Here is a 5,278-nt window from a genome sequence, read left to right as displayed (position 1 = left end):
CGCGCCACCTGCGCCTCGAACAACTCCGAGAGCGTCGCATCCGGCATCCGACGCGCCGTGTCATTCCAGTCGACCAGCACCTGCCGCCGCTCGACTCCCCCCAACACATCAACCCGGCCAACCGGCATATCCAGATCAGTGGCCATCGCCTCCAACACCCGGACCAGACGACCGGCCAGCGCCTCCACCCACTCGCGCTCAAACAGATCAGGCTGATAATCCAGCCGCAGCTCCAACCCCTGGCCGGGAACAACCATGAGGCTGACCGGATAGTGAGTGGCATCGCGCACGGAGATGTCCGCGACCTGAACTCCTTCGTCCAGTGCCGCCGACGCCGCGGATTCGACTGGGTAGTTCTCAAATACAACGACCGTGTCGAACAGCTCGTCATGGCCGCTCACACGCTGAATGCGGGACAACCCCAGGTGCTGGTGGTCCATGAGGCGGGACTGCTGGCCCTGCACCCGTGCCAGCAACTCCCCCAACGGCTGGGCGGAGTCGAGACGTATCCGCACGGGGAGAGTATTGATGAACAGGCCTACCATTTTTTCGACGCTCGGGATCTCCGGCGGCCGGCCGGCCACAGTGGCGCCGAAGACGAGGTCATCCCGCCCGGTCATCCGGCTCAACAAGATGGCCCAGGCACCCTGCATCAGGGTGTTCAGCGTGAGGTCATGAGCGCGCGCCGTGGCGCTGAGCGAGTCGGCCAGCTCTTGCGAAACCGCATGTGTCAGCCGATGGGGAGCGGCGGCGATCCGCTTCTTCCCCGCGATATCGATACGGGTGGGCCCGTCCAGATCGGCCAACGCCTCGCGCCAAGCCGCCTCCGCGGCCTCGGTGTCCTGCCTGGCTATCCACGCCAGATAGTCCCGGTAAGACGGCACGAACGGCAGCTGTGAATCGTCGCCGCGACACTTGTAGAGCGTGAACAGCTCGCGGAAGAGCACAGCATTGGACCATCCATCCAGCAGGATGTGATGGTTCGACCAGATGAGACAGTGTTCGTCCTCGCGCATGCGGACCAGCGTGCAACGCAGCAGCGGGGCCTTGCTCAGGTCAAATCCCAGAGCGCGGTCTTCCTCGGCGATCCGAGCCAGTTCGGCCTCGCGTTCGACCGTTCCCAGGTGCTCCAAATCGGCTTCGCGCCAGGGCAGTTCAACCCCGCCCATCACCATCTGGATGGGCTTCCCCGACTTACGGTAGCGAAATCGGACCCGCAAACTCGCGTGCCGTGCGAGCATCGCCTCTGCCGCGAGCTTGAGCGCGCTGGTGTCCAGCTTCCCGGCCAGCCGGATGACAATTTGAACGGCGTAGGTGTCAGCCGCCTCATTGTCGTAGAGAGAGTGGAAGAACAGCCCTTCCTGCAGGGGCGACAACGGCAGGAGATCCTCGATCTTCGAACGCTTCACCGCAGGTTTCCTTCCGTTCCGTCTTCCATCTCAGCAAGCTCGAACTCGTCGATTTCGTCCTGACTCAGGTCGAGCAGCCCTACATCGGACGGGGTAAGTCCTCCGGCGTCCGGCTGTACCGCACGGTCCGCGATGAGTTCGAGCACTTCCCGGCAAGCGTCAGCCAGCTCCTGAACCCGTTCTTCGGTGAGCACGCCGGTCGGCCACGACCAGGTCACCATCAGCCGCGGTCCGTTATGGGTGTCCTGGACCACCGCATCGACGATGAGGCTGTGGCTCATCGGCATATCCGGATCCGCGCCCGCTCCTGCCTTGCTGCCAGGAACGACGGTCCAATTGGGCGCTGTCTGCGAGTCGTTCTCGCCCGCGACAGCTACTCTGCCCAGGTAGTTGAAGAGGACTTGAGCACTGCCCTTGTGCCCGAGACCCGAACCTCCCTGCTGATGGAGGTGGCGCAACAGCCCGTATCCCATACCGCCGTGTGGCACGGCCCGCAGCTGCTCCTTGACGCTCTTCAGCGCGCCATCGACAGCGGTTCCACGCAGGCCGCCCCTCCCCCGGATCTCGGTGGAGATACGCACGGGGAACGTACTCGTGAACCACCCGACCGTGCGTGACAGGTCAGTCCCGTCCCCGAGGTGTTCGCGGCCGTGCCGCTCGAGCTCGACCAGCAGATCCGTACCACCGTCGGTCCCGGCTCCGTCCCTCCAGCCCTCGACGGAAAGAGCGAGAGCGGTCAGCAGGACGTCGTCGATGCCGCAGCGGAACACCGTGGGGATGTGCGTCAGGAGAGAGGCCGTCTGCTCCACCGGCAGTGCGAATGTCAGGTCTCCCGCCGTTGCCCAGGTGTCCTTGCCCGGCTCCAGCGCTCGCGTGCCCAACAGGGGATCCGGGGCATCGAGGATCTTCTCCCACAGGGGCAGCTCCACAAGGTGCTGGTCCGTCTGCGCGACCAACTTGGTGGCCCAGTGGCGGAACGAGGTGCCCACCGGCTGAAGGACCGGGTCGGCCCCGGCCGTGGCTGCCTCCCAGGCCGCATGGAGGTCGGGCAGCAGGATTCGCCAGGACACCCCGTCGACCACCAGGTGGTGCGCCACCACCAGCAGCCGCCCCGGTGTGTCGGGGCCGGAGTCAAACCAGACCGCCTGAACCATCGCTCCTGACCTGGGGGAAAGCCGCTCTCGAGCGGCTTCCGCCTCGGCCCCGATCACCTTTGTCAGAGCGTCTTCGGCCAGACCGGCCACATCCACACGCCGCACACACTCCGCCGCACGCACCCCGCCGACGGCGGGGATCTCAAGCTCCCACTCCCCGCCCTTGTCGATGAGTCGGGCGCGGAGCACATGATGGTGATCCAGGACCGCCTGCACCGCCACGACCAGTTCGTCCAGCCCCAGTCGCCCGGGAACCTGGAGCAGCACCCCCTGGCTGAAGCGGTCGATGGAGCCACCCCGCTCATGCAACTGACGCATGACCGGTGTCAGGGCCACAGCGCCGAATGGACTGTCGCTCTGCGTGTCCGCAACCGCGGCGTCGACATCGGTCGCGACCAGCGCCAAAGCCTCCACGGTCTTTCGCTCGAACACGTCCCTCGGGGTGATGACGAGGCCGGCTGCCCGTGCGCGGGCGACCAGCTGGATCGACACGATGCTGTCACCGCCCAGGTCGAAGAAGCTGTCATCGACGCCGACCTTGGAAACGCCGAGGACTCCGGCGAACAACCCGCACAGGAGCTCTTCCCTGGCTGTGCGCGCCGCCCGTCCCGAAGCCGACGCGCCGTAGTCAGGAGCGGGCAGGGCCTTCCGGTCCAGTTTCCCGTTCGGGGTCAGCGGCAAGCGGTCGAGCACCACCAACACCGACGGCACCATGTAGTCCGGCAACCGCTCCCTGAGCAGGTCAAGCACCTGAGCGGTGTCGACCACCGCTCCCCCGCCCGAAGGTACGACATAGCCGACCAAGCGCCTCTCGCCGGGCCGGTCCTCCCGTACCACGGCAGCGGCCTGGGCGACGGCGTCATGCGCCACCAAGACGCTCTCCACCTCACCCAGCTCGATACGGAAGCCACGCACCTTCACCTGGCCGTCCGCACGCCCCAGGAACTCCAGCGCCCCGTCCGGGCGCCACCGGACCACGTCCCCGGTCCGGTACATCCGCGACCCCGCAGCCGTGCCGAACGGATCCGCCACAAACCGCTCAGCGGTCAGACCCGGTCGTCCCAGATAGCCTCGCGCCACCTGCGCGCCAGCGATGTAGAGCTCGCCGGAAGCTCCGACGGGGACCGGTGAGAGCCCGGCGTCCAGCACATACAGGCGTGTGTTCCACACCGGACGGCCGATGGGCACCGTGGCGTCGTCGCTCTCTCGGCACTCCCAGTAGGTCACGTCCACGGTGGCTTCGGTGGGCCCGTAGAGGTTGTGCACACGCGCGTCCAGCGTGCGGAGAGCGTTGTTCCGCAGCTCCGCCGGAAGTGCTTCCCCGCTGCACACCACGTTCCGCAAGCTGTCACACGCAGGCGCGGTCGGTTCCTGGACGAACTCGCGCAGCATCGACGGTACGAAATGCGCCGTGGTGACCCCGGCATCGCGGATCAGTGCGGCAAGCTCGGCAGGGTCCCGGTGGACACCGGGTGAAGCGACGACCGACACCGCTCCCGCGATCAGCGGGAGGAAGTACTCCCAGACCGAGACGTCGAACCCGGACGGCGTCTTCTGCAACACCCGATCGTCGGCGGCCAGACCATATTCCGCCTTCATCCACAGCAACCGGTTCACGACACCGTGGTGCGCTACCGCCACGCCCTTGGGGTGGCCGGTGGAGCCGGAGGTGTAGATGACGTAGGCGGGGTGCTGGGGCAGCAAGCGGGCGATGCGGTCGGTGTCGGTGATGTTGGTGGCGGGATGTGCGGCGATGGCGGTGTGGGTGTCGGCCTCGTCGAGGTGGACGCGGGGGAGGTTGTTGGTTTTGGGGAGGGTGGGTGAGGTGGTGGTGTCGGTGACCAGGAGTGTGGGGGTGGCGTCCTGGAGCATGTAGTGGATGCGGTCGGTGGGGTAGTCGGGGTCGATGGGCAGGTAGCCGGCGCCGGTCTTGAGGATGGCCAGCAGCGTCACGACGAGTTCGGCCGAGCGTGGCAGGGCGACCCCCACCAGCCGCTCCGGCCCGGCGCCCCGAGCGATCAGGAACCGCGCCAGCCGGTTGACCTGGGCGTTCAGGTCGCCGTACGTCAGAGTCTGCCCTTCGAAGACAACCGCATCGGCCTCGGGGCTGCGCTTGACCTGGGCTTCGAAGAGCTCAGGCAGCAGGGCGTCGGGCAGCGGGTGTGCGGTGTCGTTCCAGCGGGTGAGGACCTGATGCCGCTCGGCCTCGCCGAGGACATCGATCCGGCTGATCGGCACATCCGGATCCGCGGTGACCGACTCCAGAAGCCGCACCAGCCGAGCAGCCAACGCCTCCACGGTCGCGGCGTGGAAGAGGTCGGTGCGGTAGTCGATCTGCCCGGTCAGCCCGTTGGGCGAGCCGTCGGCCGCGCGGTCTTCGCGGAGGTTGACCGTAAGATCGAACTTGACCGGCACCGCGCCCAATGGCTGATCGGTGACGTCCAGGCCGGGCAGGTCAAGGTCTGGGCTGGTGTTGTTCTGGAAGGAGAGCATCACCTGGAAGAGGGGATGCCGGGCCATCGACCGCTCCGGGTTCAACACCTCGACGAGGCGTTCGAAGGGGATGTCCTGGTGTGCGTAGGCGGCCAGGTCTGTTTCCCGTACCCGTTCGATGAGTTCACGGAAGGTGGGGTCGCCGCTGGTGTCCGTGCGCAGGACGAGGGTGTTGACGAAGAAGCCGATGAGGTTGTCCAGGGCGTCGTCGGTGCGTCCTGC

Annotated in this window: 2 protein-coding genes; both read right to left on the bottom strand. The window is 66.8% G+C overall.

All coding sequences use genetic code 11. The features are described 5' to 3' along the window. On the bottom strand, window positions 1–1,409 hold a 1,409-nt coding region (locus ACFZDL_RS47050), incomplete at its 3' end, for a condensation domain-containing protein (RefSeq protein ID WP_353597310.1). After that, window positions 1,406–5,278, bottom strand: a 3,873-nt coding sequence (locus ACFZDL_RS47045; RefSeq protein WP_391194589.1) for an amino acid adenylation domain-containing protein, incomplete at its 5' end; no start/stop codon positions are given. The genes ACFZDL_RS47050 and ACFZDL_RS47045, both read right to left, overlap by 4 nt.

The sequence above is a fragment of the Streptomyces sp. NPDC007917 genome (assembly GCF_042959105.1).
In the GTDB taxonomy this organism is placed as follows: Bacteria; Actinomycetota; Actinomycetes; order Streptomycetales; family Streptomycetaceae; genus Streptomyces.
Note: the sequence above shows the minus strand (reverse complement) of the source record. Positions and strands in the feature narration are given on the sequence as shown.